The 14,270-nt window shown below is 72.6% G+C and carries 15 protein-coding genes; 5 read left to right on the top strand and 10 right to left on the bottom strand.

The features are described 5' to 3' along the window. Window positions 1-185: 185 nt before the first annotated feature. Window positions 186-1,262 carry a LacI family DNA-binding transcriptional regulator gene (locus tag AB0L74_RS13835; RefSeq protein ID WP_365650162.1) on the top strand — a complete coding sequence of 359 codons (1,077 nt, stop codon included), beginning with the start codon at window positions 186-188 and terminating at the stop codon, window positions 1,260-1,262. 285 nt (window positions 1,263-1,547) lie between these two features. On the opposite strand, the gene AB0L74_RS13840 is transcribed toward AB0L74_RS13835, so the two are convergent. From AB0L74_RS13840 to AB0L74_RS13860, 5 genes are all read right to left on the bottom strand, one after another. Next, window positions 1,548-2,846: an aldolase gene (locus AB0L74_RS13840; protein WP_365650165.1), complete on the bottom strand. Its 1,299-nt coding sequence runs from the start codon at window positions 2,844-2,846 to the stop codon at window positions 1,548-1,550. A gap of 308 nt (window positions 2,847-3,154) precedes the next feature. Next, window positions 3,155-4,117, bottom strand: a complete 963-nt coding sequence (locus AB0L74_RS13845) for an electron transfer flavoprotein subunit alpha/FixB family protein (RefSeq protein ID WP_365650167.1) — start codon at window positions 4,115-4,117, stop codon at window positions 3,155-3,157. Window positions 4,118-4,175: 58 nt separating this feature from the next. Further along, on the bottom strand, window positions 4,176-4,964 hold the full coding sequence (locus AB0L74_RS13850; RefSeq protein WP_365650170.1) for an electron transfer flavoprotein subunit beta/FixA family protein: 789 nt from the start codon (window positions 4,962-4,964) through the stop codon (window positions 4,176-4,178). Window positions 4,965-5,183: 219 nt separating this feature from the next. Continuing rightward, entirely contained in the window at window positions 5,184-5,693 is a 510-nt protein-coding gene (locus tag AB0L74_RS13855) for a flavin reductase family protein (RefSeq protein ID WP_365650173.1), read from the bottom strand. A 53-nt stretch (window positions 5,694-5,746) separates the two neighbouring features. After that, a complete protein-coding gene (locus AB0L74_RS13860; RefSeq protein ID WP_365650656.1) occupies window positions 5,747-6,130 on the bottom strand; it encodes a thioredoxin family protein in 384 nt (127 codons plus the stop codon). Window positions 6,131-6,470: 340 nt separating this feature from the next. Here AB0L74_RS13860 and AB0L74_RS13865 point away from each other — a divergent pair, with 340 nt between their 5' ends. Beyond that, window positions 6,471-7,199 carry a lysophospholipid acyltransferase family protein gene (locus tag AB0L74_RS13865; RefSeq protein ID WP_365650175.1) on the top strand — a complete coding sequence of 243 codons (729 nt, stop codon included), beginning with the start codon at window positions 6,471-6,473 and terminating at the stop codon, window positions 7,197-7,199. A gap of 103 nt (window positions 7,200-7,302) precedes the next feature. On the opposite strand, the gene AB0L74_RS13870 is transcribed toward AB0L74_RS13865, so the two are convergent. The 4 genes from AB0L74_RS13870 to AB0L74_RS13885 form a co-directional block, all read right to left on the bottom strand. Continuing rightward, on the bottom strand, window positions 7,303-7,896 hold the full coding sequence (locus AB0L74_RS13870) for a transglutaminase domain-containing protein (protein ID WP_365650178.1): 594 nt from the start codon (window positions 7,894-7,896) through the stop codon (window positions 7,303-7,305). A 104-nt stretch (window positions 7,897-8,000) separates the two neighbouring features. Continuing rightward, window positions 8,001-9,071 (bottom strand): low specificity L-threonine aldolase, encoded by a 1,071-nt coding sequence (locus AB0L74_RS13875; protein WP_365650181.1) that lies wholly within the window; start codon window positions 9,069-9,071, stop codon window positions 8,001-8,003. After that, window positions 9,068-9,814 (bottom strand): SDR family NAD(P)-dependent oxidoreductase, encoded by a 747-nt coding sequence (locus tag AB0L74_RS13880; RefSeq protein WP_365650659.1) that lies wholly within the window; start codon window positions 9,812-9,814, stop codon window positions 9,068-9,070. The genes AB0L74_RS13875 and AB0L74_RS13880 overlap by 4 nt, the downstream gene beginning before the upstream one ends. A gap of 38 nt (window positions 9,815-9,852) precedes the next feature. Continuing rightward, window positions 9,853-11,250, bottom strand: a complete 1,398-nt coding sequence (locus AB0L74_RS13885) for a DUF6421 family protein (RefSeq protein ID WP_365650184.1) — start codon at window positions 11,248-11,250, stop codon at window positions 9,853-9,855. 206 nt (window positions 11,251-11,456) lie between these two features. Here AB0L74_RS13885 and AB0L74_RS13890 point away from each other — a divergent pair, with 206 nt between their 5' ends. Next, entirely contained in the window at window positions 11,457-12,140 is a 684-nt protein-coding gene (locus AB0L74_RS13890; RefSeq protein ID WP_365650187.1) for a glycerophosphodiester phosphodiesterase family protein, read from the top strand. A gap of 3 nt (window positions 12,141-12,143) precedes the next feature. On the opposite strand, the gene AB0L74_RS13895 is transcribed toward AB0L74_RS13890, so the two are convergent. Then, complete coding sequence (locus tag AB0L74_RS13895) at window positions 12,144-12,683, bottom strand: N-acetyltransferase (RefSeq protein WP_365650190.1); 540 nt, start codon at window positions 12,681-12,683, stop codon at window positions 12,144-12,146. Between the two features lie 70 nt (window positions 12,684-12,753). Between AB0L74_RS13895 and AB0L74_RS13900 the strand changes: the two genes are divergently transcribed. Beyond that, window positions 12,754-13,146: a VOC family protein gene (locus AB0L74_RS13900; RefSeq protein ID WP_365650193.1), complete on the top strand. Its 393-nt coding sequence runs from the start codon at window positions 12,754-12,756 to the stop codon at window positions 13,144-13,146. A gap of 174 nt (window positions 13,147-13,320) precedes the next feature. After that, window positions 13,321-14,082 (top strand): VOC family protein, encoded by a 762-nt coding sequence (locus tag AB0L74_RS13905; RefSeq protein WP_365650196.1) that lies wholly within the window; start codon window positions 13,321-13,323, stop codon window positions 14,080-14,082. Window positions 14,083-14,270 lie beyond the last annotated feature (188 nt).

Here is a 14,270-nt window from a genome sequence, read left to right on the forward strand (position 1 = left end):
TCCACCATGAGAAACCTGGAAAAGAAACCTGGAAAAACACGCAAAAGGGCACCCCGGGCCGGCCGTGCGGCGACGGCACGGTCCGGGAGGCGCTGTGGACAGTCTCCCCCGGGTTTGACAACGTTGTCCAGGCTCTATGCTCGACGCCACATCCTCAAAGATCACCGCAGGGACCGACGCGTCCCGTGGACGACAGGACAGGACACCGCACCGTGCCCGAGACGCCCCGCCGCCCCGACCGCCTCTCCGGGACCCGCTACGGCAACCGTCCGACCATGAAGGACGTCGCCGCCCGCGCCGGGGTGGGGCTGAAGACCGTCTCCCGCGTGGTCAACGGCGAGCCCGGCGTGACACCGGAGACGGAGCGCCGGGTCCAGGAGGCCATCGACGCGCTCGGCTTCCGCCGCAACGACAGCGCGCGTGTGCTCCGCAAGGGCCGCACGGCGAGCGTCGGCCTGGTCCTGGAGGACCTGGCGGACCCGTTCTACGGGCCGCTCAGCCGCGCGGTGGAGGAGGTGGCCCGCGCCCACGGCGCCCTGCTCATCAACGGGTCCAGCGCCGAGGACCCCGACCGCGAGCGGGAGCTGGTGCTCGCGTTGTGCGCCCGGCGCGTGGACGGGCTGGTGGTGATCCCGGCCGGGGACGACCACCGGTATCTGGAGCCGGAGCTGAAGGCGGGCGTCGCCACGGTGTTCGTGGACCGGCCGGCCGGGCGGATCGACGCGGACGTGGTGCTCTCGGACAACTTCGGCGGCGCCCGGGACGGCGTGGCCCATCTGATCGCGCACGGGCACCGCAGGATCGGCTTCATCGGCGACATGCCCCGGATCCACACCGCGGCCGAGCGGCTGCGCGGCTACCGGGCGGCCATGGAGGACGCGGGCATACCGGTGCGGGACTCCTGGATGTCGCTGGGCGTCACGGATCCCGAGCGGGTGCGGCGGGCGGCCGAGGAGATGCTCTCGGATCCGCATCCGGTCACCGCGGTCTTCACCGGCAACAACCGGGTGACGGTCACCGTGATCCGCGTCCTGGCCGAGCACTCCCGCCGCGTCGCCCTCGTGGGCTTCGACGACATCGAACTGGCCGACCTGCTCCAGCCGGGGGTCACGGTCGTCGCCCAGGACGCGGCGGCCCTCGGCCGCACCGCCGCCGAGCGGCTCTTCCGGCAGCTGGACGGCACCCTGGTCGCGCCCGAGCGGATCGAGCTGCCGACCCGGCTGATCACCCGGGGCTCGGGCGAGCTGCCGCCCGCCCACTGAGCGGCCCGCCGCGGACCGGACGCCGCGGGCGGTCGCCCTGCCCGGCCCGCCGCGTCCGGGGGCGCCGCCGGCCGGGCGGACCGAGCGCCGGGGCGCCGCCGGTCCCCACCGCCCCGGCGGGCGGGTGCGCCGAGGACGAGCCGGTGCCCGCGCCGGGCGCCGGGCGCCCTCCGGTACCCCCCGCCCGGGCCGAGGGGCTCACCGCCGGCGGACGCGGCCCGCACCTGGCGGGCGCGGCGGTACCCCGGCCGCGGCCTCGCGAAGGGGCACCGCCGCAGCGGCCGGCTACTGCGCCGAGGCCGTCAAGTCGCCGCGCCGGGGCGCGGCGAAGCCCTCCAGGTCGGCGCGGGTCAGGCCGGTCAGCCGGGCCACCTCGGCGGTGTCGAGGGCGCCGCAGTCCAGGCCGCGCAGCAGGTAGCCGCTGAGGGCCTTGGCGGTGGCGGGCTCGTCCATGACGTCGCCGCCGGTGTGGCTGGCGTAGCGGGCGAGGCGGCCGGCGGCCTGCTCGAAGCCCTCGCGGTAGAAGGCGAAGACGGCGGCGTAGCGGGTGGGGATGTGGCCGGGGTGCATGTCCCAGCCCTGGTAGTAGGCGCGGGCCAGGGCGCGGCGGGTGAGACCGAAGTGCAGGCGCCAGGCGTCGTGGACCTTCTCGGTCGGACCGACCGGCAGGACGTTGGTGGAGCCGTCCGAGACGCGGACGCCGGTGCCGGCGGCGGCGACCTGCATGACGGCCTTGGCGTGATCGGCGGCCGGGTGGTCGCTGGCCTGGTAGGCGGCGGAGACACCGAGGCAGGCGCTGTAGTCGAAGGTGCCGTAGTGCAGGCCGGTGGCGCGGCCCTCGGCGGCCTGGATCATGCGGGCGACGGTGGCGGCGCCGTCGGACCCGAGGATGGACTGGCTGGTCTCGATCTGGATCTCGAAGCCGATCCGGCCGGGCTCCAGCCCGTGCGCCTTCTCGAACGCCTCCAGCAGCCGCGCCATGGCGGTGACCTGCTCGGGGTAGGTGACCTTGGGCAGGGTGAGCACCAGCCCGTCCGGCAGGCCGCCCGCCTCCATGAGGCCGGTGAGGAAGATGTCGAGGGTGCGGATGCCCCGGTCGCGCACGGCCGCTTCCATGCACTTCATGCGAATGCCCATGTACGGGGCGGCGGTGCCCTGGGCGTACGCCTCGGAGACGAGGCGGGCCGCGCGGGCGGCGGCCTCGTCCTCCTCGTCGTCGGGGCGGTTGCCGTAGCCGTCCTCGAAGTCGATGCGCAGGTCTTCGACCGGTTCGCGCTCCAGCTTGGCACGGACCCGGGAGTAGACCGGCTCGGCGAGCTCGTCGGACAGCCCGAGCACGGCGGCGAAGGACGCGGCGTCGGGGGCGTGCTCGTCGAGCGCGGCGAGCGCCCGGTCGCCCCAGGAGCGGATGGTGTCGGCGGCGAAGACGTCGCCCGGCACGTAGACCGTGTGGACGGGCTGGCGGGTGCCGGGGTCTCCGGGGTAGCGGCGTTCCAGCTCCGCGTCGACCGGTGCGAGGGAGGCGCTGATCTCCTCGCTCACGGTGCCCGCGAGGCTCGTCGCCACCTTCTCCTGCTGACCCATTCCACACCCTCCTATTTTCCGTTGTGCGGAATCAATAATCCGCACAGCGAAGTTATCCGTCGACCTTCCCGCCGGTCAACACCCTCTTTCCGGCCGGGGCACCCCCTTTGACGTCCAGTACAGCACTGGGAGGGGCGGCGGAACCGGCGCGGGACGGCCCCGGGCGGCCCGCCGGACGGGCCCCCCCGGGGGCGGCCCGCCGAACGGCTCACGGGACGGCCGAGGCCCCCGCGGCCAGGGACGGTCGCGGGGGCCTCGGTGCGGCCTTGGCGCGGGGCGCGGGGCCGCGGGAGTGACGCGGGAGGGGCTCAGCCCTTGCGGGTCTTGATCTCCTCGGTGAGCTGCGGGACGACATCGAAGAGGTCGCCGACGACGCCGTAGTCGACCAGGTCGAAGATCGGGGCCTCGGGGTCCTTGTTGATCGCCACGATCGTCTTGGAGGTCTGCATACCGGCGCGGTGCTGGATCGCGCCGGAGATGCCGGAGGCGATGTACAGCTGCGGGGAGACCGACTTGCCGGTCTGGCCGACCTGGTTGGTGTGCGGGTACCAGCCCGCGTCCACCGCGGCGCGCGAGGCGCCCACGGCGGCGCCCAGCTCGTCGGCCAGGGCCTCGATGACCGAGAAGTTCTCCGCGCCGTTGACGCCACGGCCGCCGGAGACCACGATGGCGGCCTCGGTCAGCTCCGGGCGGCCGGTCGACTCGCGCGGCGTACGGCCCGTGATCTTGGTGCCGGTGGCCTTCTCGGAGAACGTCACCGACAGGGCCTCGACCGCGCCGGCGGCCGGCGCGGCCTCCACGGCGGCCGAGTTCGGCTTGACCGTGATGACCGGGGTGCCCTTGGTCACGCGGGACTTGGTGGTGTAGGAGGCGGCGAACACCGACTGGGTGGCCACCGGGCCCTCGTCGCCGGCCTCCAGGTCGACGGCGTCGGTGATGATGCCCGAGCCGATGCGCAGCGCCAGACGTGCGGCGATCTCCTTGCCCTCCGCCGAGGAGGGGACGAGCACGGCGGCCGGGGAGACGGCCTCGTGGGCGGCCTGGAGCGCGTCCACCTTCGGCACGACCAGGTACTCGGCGTACTCGGACGCGTCGTGGGTGAGGACCTTCACCGCGCCGTGCTCGGCGAGCGTGGCGGCGGTGTCGGCGGCGCCGTTGCCGAGGGCGACCGCGACCGGGTCGCCGATGCGGCGGGCGAGGGTGAGCAGCTCCAGCGTGGGCTTGCGGACGGCACCGTCCACGTGGTCGACGTAGACGAGAACTTCAGCCATGGGATGGATCTCCTTGCGGAATCGCGAAGTCGTAAGCGGCGGTGAGGGGCCGTGGCCCTCAGATGAACTTCTGGCTCGCGAGGAACTCAGCGAGCTGCTTGCCGCCCTCGCCCTCGTCCTTGACGACCGTGCCCGCGGTGCGGGCCGGGCGCTCGGCCGCCGCGTCGACCGTCGTGTAGGCGCCCTCGAGACCGACCTCGTCCTCGTCGATGTCGAGGTCCGAGAGGTCCCAGGACTCCACCGGCTTCTTCTTGGCCGCCATGATGCCCTTGAAGGAGGGGTAGCGGGCCTCGCCCGACTGGTCGGTGACCGAGACCACCGCCGGCAGGGACGCCTCCAGCCGCTCCGACGCGGTGTCGCCGTCGCGGCGGCCCTTGACGACGCCGTCCTCGACGCTCACCTCGGACAGCAGCGTCACCTGCGGCACGCCCAGACGCTCCGCCAGCAGCGCCGGAACGACACCCATGGTGCCGTCGGTGGAGGCCATGCCGGAGATCACCAGGTCGTAACCGGCCTTCTCGATCGCCTTGGCCAGCACCAGGGAGGTGCCGATGGCGTCGGTGCCGTGCAGGTCGTCGTCCTCGACGTGGATCGCCTTGTCCGCACCCATGGACAGCGCCTTGCGCAGCGCGTCCTTGGCGTCCTCCGGGCCCACCGTCAGGACGGTGATCTCCACGTCGTCGTCGGAGTTCTCCGAGATCTGCAGCGCCTGCTCGACCGCGTACTCGTCCAGTTCGGAGAGCAGACCGTCCACGTCGTCACGGTCGACGGTCAGGTCATCGGCGAAGTGCCGGTCGCCAGTGGCGTCGGGCACGTACTTCACGGTGACAACGATCCTCAAGCTCACGCCGGCTCTCCTACTGCGTCGACATTTCAGTGCTGCCTGCTTGCAGGCAGCATAGGCGCCCCAAGCGGCCGATCCCGGCCGGGGCGTCCCCGCGCTCCCTGCCGGAATATTACTCGTCAGTACACCCAGTTCATGCCCGCTAAGCAAGCGCTTTGAACTGTGACCTTCGCAACGCAGCGTAACCGGAACCCGACCGTTCCGCAGAAGGGCCCCGGGCGGTCAGTCACGCAGGGCGGTAAAGCGTCCCTGGTGGTAGAGAAGGGGCCGGCCGGGTCCGGCGCAGTCGCCGTGCACGACCTCGGCCAGCACCACGCGGTGGTCTCCGGCGGGGACGCGGGCGACGACGCGGCCCACCAGCCAGGCGAGGACGCCGTCGAGGACGGGCACGCCCTCGGGCCCCTCGCGCCAGGCGGTCGGCGGGCCGAAGCGGTCGGCGCCGCTGCGGGCGAAGGTGGCGGCGAGCTCCCGCTGGTGCTCACCGAGTATGTGCACGCCGACGTGGCCGGCGGCGGCGATGGCGGGCCAGCTGGAGGCACCGGTGCCGACGCCGAAGGAGAGCATCGGGGGCTCGGCGGAGACGGAGGCGAGGGAGGTGGCGGTGAATCCGGCCGGGCCCCTCTCGCCGCACGCGGTGATCACGGCGACTCCCGCGGCATGGCGCCGGAAGACGGACCGGAGCAGGTCGGGAGCGGCGCGTCCGGGCGCGGTCAGATCGGGCGGGGTCGTCATGGAGCGGTCCTTGCGCGGGAGTGGACGGGCGGCGGGTCCGGCGGAGCGGGGGGTCACACGGCCTCCCCCAGGGCGGCGATCACGTCCGCGGTGCGCGGCTGGCCGGTGGCGCGCCGCACGACCCGGCCGTCCGCGTCCAGGACGAGGACCGTCGGCGTCTTGAGGATGTCCAGCGCGCGGACCAGGCCGAGACGGGCCTCGGCGTCGATCTCTATATGGGCGACGCCCGGCACCATGCGGGCCACCTCACCAAGGACGCGCCGGGTGGCCCGGCAGGGGGCACAGAAGGCACTGGAGAACTGTACGAGCGTGGCGCGTTCGCCGAGAGCGGCGCCCAGTTGGGCGGCATCCAGCCGCACGCCGTCGTCGCGTTCGCGCACGCGTCCTCTCCCACTCCGTCCGTCGTCCGGTGCCGTGGCCGCTCCCGCCGCGGGCACCGGGGCGCACCGCTCCGGTGCGGTCGCCTCTGTGGGAAGCGTCCACCGGGCCGCGAAGATTCCCGCCCCCGTCCGGGTGTCCGCCACCGGGCGCTTGATTCCCGCGAAGGCGGGCGGCACGGGGGCCGCCGCGGGGCGGGCGACGGTAGACACGGGGTAACTACTGGGCAAAAAGCGGGTCAAAGAAGGGACGTGACGAGGATTACGCCGCGGACGGGCACCAGGACTGGTTCACCGGCCGTTCTTGGGGCACCATCTGCGACATGCCGTAAACCTACGGCCGCGTAACTTTTACTGGGAGCCCCTTCCCAGGCAGAGACAGGAAGGGTCCGTCCGGCCCATGGCAGAACTCGTCTACCGCCCCGTCATCGGTCTCGCCCGCACCCTTTTCAAGGTGTGGGATCTTCAGATCGACTGCCGGGGATCGGAGAACATCCCGCGCTCGGGCGGCGCCGTACTGGTGAGCAACCACATCAGCTACCTGGACTTCGTCTTCAACGGATTGGCGGCGCTGCCGCAGAAGCGGCTGGTGCGCTTCATGGCGAAGGAGTCCGTCTTCCGCCACCGCGTCTCCGGCCCGCTGATGCGCGGGATGAAGCACATCCCGGTCGACCGCAACCAGGGCGAGGCCGCCTACGCGCACGCCCTGGACTCCCTGCGGTCGGGCGAGATCGTCGGGGTCTTCCCGGAGGCGACCATCTCGCAGTCGTTCACGCTCAAGAGCTTCAAGTCGGGTGCCGCGCGCCTGGCGCAGGAGGCGGGCGTGCCGCTGATCCCGATGGCGGTGTGGGGCACCCAGCGGCTGTGGACCAAGGGCCAGCCGCGCAACTTCAAGCGCAGCCACATCCCGGTCACGATCCGGGTCGGCGAGGCGATCGAGGCCTCCCGCGAGCAGTACGCGGGCGCGCTCACGCGCCGGGTGCGCGAGCGGGTGCAGGAGCTGCTGGAGGCCGCGCAGCGCGCCTACCCCGCGCGCCCCAAGGGCCCGGACGACACCTGGTGGATGCCGGCCCACCTCGGCGGCACGGCGCCGACGGCGGAGGAGGTCCGCGCGGCGGAGGCGCACTGAGCGCCCCGGGCGCGCCCGCGCCGGACGCGCGGATATCGGACGGCCCTTGGGGACCGCCCCTCCGTCCCGGGAGCCGTGCGGCGACCGCGACCCCCGCCTCGCCTCACAACCCGGTCGGGAGCGTCTGCCACAGGTGCGGCCGGTCGGGCGCCGCCTTCAGGGCGGCCAGCACGACCGGATGCGGTCGCGGGTGGAGGACCGGGTAGTCCACCTCGCCGGCCCCGGGATCGGGGACGAAGGCGAGCCGCTCCCCGTCCAGGGAGAACCGGGCGTCCACTCCGGGCTTGTTGCCGCGCGGGTCCTGGCGGTGCCAGGCGCCGTTGAAGCGGACGGCGACCAGCCCGTGCACCGCGTACCCGGCGCCGTCGTCGTGCAGCAGGCGCTGGTAGCACAGCGCGGTGGGGATGTCCTCGGCCCGCAGCAGCGCGGCCAGCGCGTGGGCCTTGGCGTAGCAGATGCCGGTGCCCTGCTCCAGGACGTCGGAGGCCCTCCAGGTGACGCGCGGGTCGCCGGAGTCCCGCGAGTGCGGGATCGTGTCGCGGACGAACTCGAACGCCAGGCGGGCATAGGCATACGAGTCCTCCGCCTCCTTGGCGAGGCGCGCGGACGTCTGCCGTACGGCCGGATGGCCATGGTCGATGGCCTCATCCGCAGCCAAGTAAGCGGATAGGTCGGGGGTTTCCTGGATCGGCTCCATGCCCGCAGAGCATAGGAACGCGATCACCCGCGAGTCAATGACTTTTCAGGTGACCGCATACCTATGCACTTGTGCTCGGCGCTCCGGCCTCGCGCCGGCGTTGCCTAGCGGGCCATCTCCTCCTTGAGGGCCGCCACGAACGCGTCCACGTCCTCCTCGGTGGTGTCGAAGGCGCACATCCAGCGGACGTCGCCCGCGGCCTCGTCCCAGAAGTAGAAGCGGAACCGCTTCTGGAGGCGCTCGCTCACCTCGTGCGGCAGCCGGGCGAAGACCGCGTTGGCCTGCACCGGGTAGAGGATCTCCACCCCGTGCACCGCCCGGACGCCCTCGGCGAGGCGCTGGGCCATCTCGTTGGCGTGCCGGGCGTTGCGCAGCCACAGGTCCTTGGCGAGCAGCGCCTCCAACTGCACGGACACGAAGCGCATCTTGGAGGCGAGCTGCATGGACAGCTTGCGCAGGTGCTTCATGTGGCGGACGGCGTCCTGGTTGATGACGACGACCGCCTCGCCGAACAGGGCGCCGTTCTTGGTGCCGCCCAGGGAGAGGATGTCGACCCCGGCCGCGTTGGTGAACGTCCGCATGGGCACGTCCAGGGAGGCGGCGGCGTTGGCTATCCGGGAGCCGTCGAGATGGACCTTCATGCCGCGCGCGTGGGCGTGCTCGCAGATGGCCCGGATCTCCTCGGGGGTGTAGAGGGTGCCGAGCTCGGTGCTCTGGGTGATCGAGACGACCTGCGGCATGGCGCGGTGCTCGTCGTCCCAGCCGTAGGCCTGCCGGTCGATCAGCTCGGGGGTCAGCTTGCCGTCGGGGGTGGGGACGGTGAGCAGCTTCAGCCCACCGACCCGCTCCGGCGCCCCGCACTCGTCGACGTTGATGTGCGCGCTCTCGGCGCAGATCACCGCGCCCCAGCGGTCGGTGACCGACTGGAGCGCGACGACGTTGGCTCCGGTGCCGTTGAAGACCGGGAACGCCTCGGCCGTCGCCCCGAAGTGGCCGCGGACGACGCGCTGGAGGTTCTCCGTGTACGCGTCCTCGCCGTAGGCGACCTGGTGCCCGCCGTTGGCCAGGGCCAGGGCGGCGAGCACCTCCGGGTGGGCGCCGGCGTAGTTGTCGCTGGCGAAACCGCGGACCTCGGGGTCGTGGTGGCGACGCGCGTCGGTCCTCGGTCGGTTCACGGCTTCTCGGTCAGCCACAGACGGGTTCCGTTCACTTCCGCGGCGGGCTTCTCCCAGACGCCGGCGACGGCCTCGGCCAGGTCCTTGACGTCCGTGAAGCCCGCGAACTTCGCGTTGGGGCGCTCGGCGCGCATCGCGTCGTGCACCAACGCCTTCACCACCAGGATGGCAGCCGCGGACGTCGGCCCCTGTTCGCCCCCCGCCTTGCGGAAGTAGTCGGCCATGGCCAGCGTCCACGCCTCGGCCGCGGCCTTGGCGGCCGAGTAGGCGGCGTTGCCCGCGGTGGGCCTGGTGGCGCCCGCGGCGCTGATCAGGACGTAGCGGCCGCGGTCGCTGCGCTGGAGCGGTTCGTGGAAGGCGAGGGAGGTGTGCTGCACCGTGCGGATCAGCAGCTTCTCAAGGAGGTCCCAGTCGCCGAGATCGGTCTTGGTGAAGGTCTGGCTGCCGCGCCAGCCGCCGACGAGGTGGACCAGGCCGTCGACGCGGCCGTACTCCTTCTCGATCCGGTCCGCCCAGCCTTTGGTGGCGTCCCGGTCGAGCAGGTCGACCGTCTCGCCGGTGACCGTGGCGCCGCCGTGCGCGTAGCGCGCCGCGTCCACGGCCTCGGCCAGCCGCTGCGGGTCGTTGTCCGAGCCGACGACGGTCGCCCCCGCCTCGGCGAGCCGCAGCAGCGCGGCCCGGCCGGCGGGTCCGCCCGCTCCGGCCACCGCGATCACCGCGCCGTCGAGCGCCCCGTTCCCCATGGTCCTCGCCTCCCGAGCCTTGTCTGTGGTGCGGTCGCTCATGCGGCGACCCGCTCCGCGCCGTCCGCCGTGATGCCCTTGGTGGAGGCGATCACATTCTTCAGTTTCTTGGACAGCGCCTCGTAGAACATGCTCAGCGGAAACTCGTCCGGAAGCACGTCGTCCACGAGCTTGCGCGGCGGCTGGGTCAGGTCCAGGGCGTCCGGTCCCTTGGCCCACTTCGAGCCGGGGTGCGGGGCCAGGTAGGCGGAGACCAGCTGGTACCCGGCGAACCAGTGGACGAGCTTGGGCCGGTCGATGCCGTCGCGGTACAGCTTCTCGATCTCGGCGCACAGCTGGTTGGTGACCTGCGGGGCGCGCTCCCAGTCGAGGGAGAGCGTGTTGTCGGTCCAGCGGACGACGTCGTGCTTGTGCAGGTAGGCGAAGAGGAGCTGGCCGCCGAGGCCGTCGTAGTTGCGGACGCGCTCGCCGGTGACCGGGAAGCGGAACATGCGGTCGAACAGCACCGCGTACTGCACGTCGCGGGCTTGCGGGACGCCGTCGGCCGCCAGCTTCACGGCCTCCTTGAAGGCGGTGAGGTCGCAGCGCAGCTCCTCCAGGCCGTACATCCAGAACGGCTGGCGCTGCTTGATCATGAACGGGTCGAACGGCAGGTCGCCATGGCTGTGGGTGCGGTCGTGGATCATGTCCCACAGCACGAACGCCTCTTCGCAGCGCTTCTGGTCGTGGACCATGGCGGCGATGTCCTCGGGCAGCCGAAGGCCCAGGATGTCGACGGCGGCGGCGGTGACCCGGCGGAAGCGGGCGGCCTCGCGGTCGCAGAAGATGCCGCCCCAGGTGAAGCGCTCGGGGGCCTCGCGCACGGCGATGGTCTCGGGGAAGAGGACGGCGGAGTTGGTGTCGTACCCGGCCGTGAAGTCCTCGAAGGTGATGCCGCAGAACAGCGGGTTGTCGTAGCGGGTGCGCTCCAGCTCGGCAAGCCAGTCGGGCCAGACCATGCGCAGTACGACCGCCTCCAGGTTGCGGTCGGGGTTGCCGTTCTGGGTGTACATCGGGAAGACGACCAGGTGCTGGAGGCCGTCCCAGCGGTTCGCGGCGGGCTGGAAGGCCAGCAGCGAGTCCAGGAAGTCGGGCACCTGGAAGCCGCCCTCGGCCCAGCGGCGCAGGTCCTTCACGAGGGCCTCGTGGTAGGCGCGGTCGTGCGGAAGCAGCGGGGACAGCTCCTCGACGGCACCGGCGACGCGGCGTACGGCGTCCTCGGCCTCGGCGCGCCGCGGGGCGCCCTCGGCGTCGAAGTCGATCGACCCGTCCTTGGACTGCCATGGCCGGATCCGCTCCACGGCATCCTTGAGCACGGGCCATGCCGGGTGCTCCACCACCCTGGCCACGGGAGGAACCTTCTCCTCCGCACCCACCTGCACAAGAATTTCCGTCATGTCCCATCCTCCACAGGAGAACCTCGCGTTGTCCCACCGTATGTCTACGGGGTTTCTCCCAGCAAGGGGCACCTCAGGAAATTATCCTGCCTGACCCCTGCCTTCACCGCATGTTTTCCTGTCGGGCACACCGGGGGAGGGAGGGTGCACCGGTCGGCGCTACGCTGCCGCTCTGCCCGCCGCAGTCGACGGAAGCGAGTCGGACCTTGAACTTCCTCACCATCGGTCACCGCGGAGTCATGGGTGTCGAACCGGAGAACACCCTGCGTTCCTTCGTCGCCGCCGAGCAGGCCGGCCTCGACGTCGTCGAACTCGACCTGCATCTGAGCAAGGACGGCGCCCTGGTCGTCATGCACGACGCGGACGTGGACCGGACGACCGACGGCACCGGCCCGATCGCCCGGAAGACCCTCGCCGAGCTGCGCACCCTGGACGCGGGCCGCGGCGAGCGGGTCCCGGTCTTCGAGGAGGTGCTGGACGCGGTGTCGGTGCCGCTCCAGGCCGAGATCAAGGACATGGCGGCGGCACGGACGCTGGCCGAGGTGATGCGCCGCCGGGATCTGGCCGGCCGGGTGGAGGTGATCTCCTTCCACGCCGAGGCGATCATGGAGGTCGCACGCCTGGTGCCGGGGGTGCGCACGGCGCTGGTGGCCCAGTACTACGGCCCCGAGGTCGTGGAGCGCGCCGTCGAGGCCGGGGCAGCCACGCTCTGCCTGGACATCAACCGGATCACCCTGGAGGTCGTGCGGCTGGCGCGCGAGGCGGAGCTGAGGGTCTTCGCCTGGGTGGTGAACACCCAGGACCACCTGCGTCTCGTACGGGCCCTGGGCCTGGACGGCGCGACCACCGACCGCCCCGAGATCAAGCGCACCGGCCGCTTCACCGCGTGAGGATCACACCAGCGGCTTGACCAGCAGCTCGAACCGCAGGTCGTCGCGGAGCGGGATACCGAAGCGCTCCTCGCCGTACGGGAACGGCGACATGCGTCCCGTACGGCGGTAGCCGCGGCGCTCGTACCAGGCGATGAGCTCTTCGCGGACGGAGATCACGGTCATGTGCATCTCCGCCACGCCCCAGGCCTCGCGGGCCTGCCGCTCGGCCTCGGCGAGGACGGTCCTGCCCAGGCCCGCGCCCTGGAGCGCCGGGCTGACCGCGAACATCCCGAAGTAGGCGTACGCCCCGCGGTGCTCCAGCTGGCAGCAGGCCACGATCCGCCCGTCCCGCTCCACCGTCAGCAGCCTGCTGTCGGGCGACTTGACGACCTCCCGCACGCCCTCCGGGTCGGTGCGCTGCCCCTGGAGGATGTCCGCCTCGGTCGTCCACCCGGCCCGGCTGGACTCTCCGCGGTACGCCGACTCGATCAGCGCGACGAGCTCGTCCACGTCGGCGTCGGCGGCGTCGCGGAACGTCAGTCCGGTCGCGGTGGTGGCCATGGTGGTGTCTCCCGTCTCGGGCGCGGCGTGGGCACGGACGAGGGTAACCCTGCCGTTAGGCTCCGGTCGCATGGTCCACGTACTCGGCAGCAGGATCCTGCTCCGCCCCACCGATCCCGAACGTTCCCGCGCCTTCTACGGCGAGCAACTGGGCCTGGCCGTCTACCGGGAGTTCGGTACGGGCCCGGAGCGCGGCACGGTCTACTTCCTCGGCGGCGGCTTCCTGGAGGTCTCCGGCCGCTCGGACACCCCGCCGCCCCCGGCCGTGCGGCTGTGGCTCCAGGTCCCGGATGTCGCCGCCGCCCGCGACGAGCTGCGCTCGCGGGGTGTCGAGATCACCCGGCCCCCGGCGCGGGAGCCGTGGGGGCTGGTGGAGATGTGGATCGCGGACCCGGACGGGACGCCGATCGTGCTGGTGGAGGTGCCGGCGGACCATCCGCTGCGGTACCGGCCGGGGATCTGAGCTCATCCGGGCGGACACCTCGGTGGTCCCGGCCGATCCGCGGACGGCCCGTGCGGGTGGCCGGGCCCGGGGGCGCGCGCACCGGTGTCCTGGTGCCGGATGGCCGGAGTCCTGGCGGAGGCTTAGCGTGCTGGAGGGGGCCCGGCCAGGACCGCGGAAGGGACGCCCGACGCCATGAAGCTCGACCGACCGGTGACCGGCGGGCCCTGCTGGGCCGAGCTGGGGACCAGCGACGTGGCGGCGGCCAGGCGGTTCTACACCAAGCTGTTCGGCTGGCGCCCGACGACCGATGCGCGGCTGCAGACGGGCGGTTACACGATCGCGCGCCTCGGCGACGCGGCGGTGGCCGGGCTGACCCCGCTGTACCAGCCGGGGCAGCCGGTGGCGTGGACCGTCTCGTTCGCCGTGGGCGACGCGGACGCCGCCGCGCGCCGGGTGACGGACGCCGGCGGGGCGGTCCTGCTCGGCCCGGCGGACGTGTTCGACGCGGGCCGCTTCGCGGTGGCCGCGGATCCGGACGGGGCGGTGTTCCAGGTGTGGCAGGCCCGCGCCTTCACGGGCGCCGGGCTGTTCAACGCGGCGGGGGCGCTGGGCTGGGTGGAACTGCTGACCCGCGAACCCGGCCGGGCCCGGGACTTCTACGCCGCGGTCTTCGGCTGGAGCTCCGGCGGCGGGGAGCGCTACCCGCGGTGGCGCGTCGGCGGCGCCGTCTTCGGCGGCATGGTGACGATGGACGACAAGTTCCCGCACGAGGTGCCGGCGCACTGGCTGCCGTACTTCGCGGTGGCGGACGCGGACACCGCCGCGGCCGACGCCATGAGCGGCTCCGGCAGCGTCCTCATGGTGCCGACCTCGCTTCCCGAGGGGCCGCGCATCGCGGTGCTGCGGGATCCGCAGGGGGCTATGTTCGGGGTGTACGGCGCGCCCGGGGGCTGACACCGCCTGCGTGCGTCCTCGGTGGTTCGCGGTCGAGCGCACCGCAGACCCGGACGCGGACGCCCTCGCCCGCCTGGACGAGGCGAGCGCGTGCCGCTGAGCTTCCCGCGCGACCTCGTGCGGGAGCCGGCCATCACCCCGAACGTCTACGGCGACCGCTGGCCGGCCGTCGACGACCGCCGCTCCGC

The sequence above is a fragment of the Streptomyces sp. NPDC052020 genome (genome assembly GCF_040680575.1).
Lineage (GTDB): Bacteria > Actinomycetota > Actinomycetes > Streptomycetales > Streptomycetaceae > Streptomyces.